A 2,997-nucleotide genomic window follows, 5' to 3' on the forward strand; every position below is an offset into this window, starting at 1 on the left:
TTTGTGTCATAGGCAACCGAATCATCCCGCTTCAACTCCTTTGATTTAGCGACCTATCCCGACGCTGTCTAGTGATTCAACAGAGCCCTATATACCCAATTCGATATCAACCCGGAGTACGATAATCCGGGTTCGTATGGGCCACAAGAATCCTGGTATGGAGATGGAAAATATCCACCAGACTGGAAGGCCCGAAGAGAGGCGATCTGGGACCAACAGCAGTACCTGTGTGGGCGTTGCGGTCGATACAAGGGAGATGTCGATACTGCTGTCTGCCACCACGTTCGCCACTTAGCAAATGGTGGCTCCAACCAACTCAATAATTTAGTTGGGCTCTGCGGTGACTGTCACTCCGTTATGCATCCGGACAACCCAGAGGTGTCTGGTTCGGTCGGAAACGCACCTGTATTCCCGGATTCTGCTGCCGATGATCGGGTAGCAGTCGTCCATACGCATGGTATTGACCCGGAGTTAGAGTTTGATTTGAGACGGCTCGGTGAGGCTGAGATAGTAGAGAAAAATGTCCGGGCGATTACGACGGTCTGTGAACCGATACCAGCAGAACAGGCGAAATCACTCAGTTCTGATGGAAGCGAGTTAGCTGAGACACTCAAACAGCGAGGTCTAGTGGCACGGTCGCAACCACACAACCGGTTGTATGTCTCGGCCGGGCTAGCTGGAATGAAGGGCGTGCTGTCTCCTGCAACGCCAGTCGTAGAGTCAGCAACAACCGCGGAGGTATCGGAAGTAGGTGACAGTGACCGAGACAACTACGACACTGTCGTCTATACCTCTCCTGAGCGGTCACAAGTGAATGTTAGAGTCTCGTACAAGGAGGACACGAAAGCGTCTCAAAATGTCGAGTTGACTCCACGAGAGCGGGTCAAAGGCTATCGGGCAACAGTTGAGCCGCCCGAGTTCACTCTCGACAACGTCCCGCACTACTTGTGGGGGATAGCGAAGCACCTTGGGGCTAAGAGTTTCGTCACTTTCCCCATCGTGTTCCTCCTGACACTCCTCTCAGTCAATCCACTGGGAGCATCTGCGAGTGCAATACTAATCGGGGGCCTTGTGCTAGCCGAGCTATGGTTAGGATTTGAACTGCTGGTCAATCACGATAATGAAATGGCAGAGAAGATAGAGACAAAAGTCGGCGGCGGGTGATGGATTCCTTCGGGGTCAAGCCCTACAACACTCAGCCCATTCTGGCTGTAGAACCGTTCATCGTATTTCGCTGTCTCGTTAGGCTGCTGCCACGACATACCGGTGCTCAGTCTGTGAGGCCGTCGGCTGCAACGTTAGGCCAGCTAACACGAGCACTCGACGCGACCACGTACCAACTCGACGGTCGCATAGACGATCACCGACAACTGGCGAGCAGGTGTTCGTCGAGCGAGGCTACGGAGTCCCGGTTTGGGATCGGCGGCTGACGATACCCGTCGCAGCGACCGAGCGGTGTCTGGCGTGGCTTGGTGACCCGGCGCCCGGAAGTACATACAAGTGGGCACTGGAGCGTGACGAGTACGAACGGCGGCGTGAGGTGGTGTAGGAACGGAGTCGATACTCTTTTGCTATTTGTGTTGTTCAGGTCGCGAGTGGGTCACGGACTCCAGAAGTTCGGCCCTACGATGTCGGCGACTGTAGCGACAGAGACAGCAGCTGGGTTTCTCGGATGTGTGCTGCTCCAATCGTATCACTGCTGGACCTGCAGGTTCCCGTTCCGTAGGTTTGTCTGAGCATCGCAGTATGCAATAGTGGCATAAATTATATCACTGGGTGGGCAGTATGTACGAATGTTCCAAGCATCTGCGGGGAGGTGACTTTCACTTCCCTGTGTATTAGATTTTTGAGCAGCGGCACTGTCACCAATAACGCTTTAGGGCAGGCTGTCTTTCAATACACTGGTGACGTTCTGTCACCAACCCCGCAAGATGCTTGGAACGCTCTTCGCGGGCTGCGGCGCAGTGAAGATGGCAATGTGGGCTGTGACGACAGTCCTGACGACATTGTCCATCGCGGTTCGCGTCTTGCAGCTTAAGCGCGAGTAGTCCGCAAGGACCTCGCTACGGCGAACGGGGCGGGGGTGACGCACCCTCGCCTTGGGGAGAGAGCAAGCGTTGGGACGATTCAGTTGCGGCCCATCTTGCGGGGGTTTTAATCGCCGTTTTCGGACACGAACTCGATAGGAGGACCATCCACGAGACCAGTATTTGGTTGCATTCGCCAGATAAATCAGCGAGGGGTATATCGCCGTTTACCGCGGGTGTGAGTGATAGATAGACAAGTCCGACTGTATGTTTTACCATCACACATGGTATTTCAAGTGCAACAGTAGGCGATAGTGATGACATGGAGCGTAGCCGCATTAACGACAAAGTCAAGTCCGCCCTGTCGTGGTTCTCGTATCTAGCTTTCGTTACACTCTTGATCTCTGGTTTGCTGGCGAGTAGCTACATAGCATACGAGATCGAATCTGAACGCGCGGTTGAGGGAACAAACAAGCACGTGAAACTGGAGGAAACATCCGCGGTTACTAACAATAACACCCTCCAGTATCAAGATGTCCCTCCGTCGGTTCGGCGCGTAATCGGAGCGAAGATAGAGCGAGATTTGTCCATAACAGATCGAGGTCCGCCCATAACACTGTTCGGCCACCCAGATGAGAGCCCCCCAGAGGAGTGGAGTGAACACGATTTTTACCTCTCAAGCTCTGCAGCGTACAAAATAACGCAGGTCGAAGCACCCTATCATCGTCTCTCAGTAGGCGCAATAGTATACGAGCAGAATTCCTCAGATATTCTGTCAATATTAGGACTCTACTTGCTCCTGATGGGAGGAATACTGGGAATCAAACTTGGACAGCGATTGCAGTGGGACACGCTTATGACCCGATCGTTTCAACTGGCCATACTCAGCTTTGCACGTTAGCTTCAGCAGTTGAGTGAACAAAGAGATGATCGATCTCTTCCATGAGGTCATCAACGCCTCGGTCATCGT

At 53.3% G+C, this 2,997-nt stretch carries 2 protein-coding genes and 1 pseudogene; all 3 read left to right on the top strand.

Annotation, left to right across the window (positions count from 1 at the left end; genetic code table 11):
* Window positions 1-225: 225 nt before the first annotated feature.
* A pseudogene (locus tag C442_RS23170) lies at window positions 226-345 on the top strand (HNH endonuclease); the annotation flags it as partial.
* Between the two features lie 12 nt (window positions 346-357).
* The gene (locus C442_RS21250) at window positions 358-1,164 is read left to right on the top strand and encodes a hypothetical protein (protein WP_239642349.1); all 807 of its coding nucleotides are present in this window, start codon (window positions 358-360) and stop codon (window positions 1,162-1,164) included.
* A 1,185-nt stretch (window positions 1,165-2,349) separates the two neighbouring features.
* Window positions 2,350-2,928 carry a hypothetical protein gene (locus C442_RS20015; RefSeq protein WP_008313709.1) on the top strand — a complete coding sequence of 193 codons (579 nt, stop codon included), beginning with the start codon at window positions 2,350-2,352 and terminating at the stop codon, window positions 2,926-2,928.
* The last annotated feature ends 69 nt before the right edge of the window (window positions 2,929-2,997 follow it).

The sequence above is a fragment of the Haloarcula amylolytica JCM 13557 genome (assembly GCF_000336615.1).
Classification (GTDB): Archaea; Halobacteriota; Halobacteria; order Halobacteriales; family Haloarculaceae; genus Haloarcula; species Haloarcula amylolytica.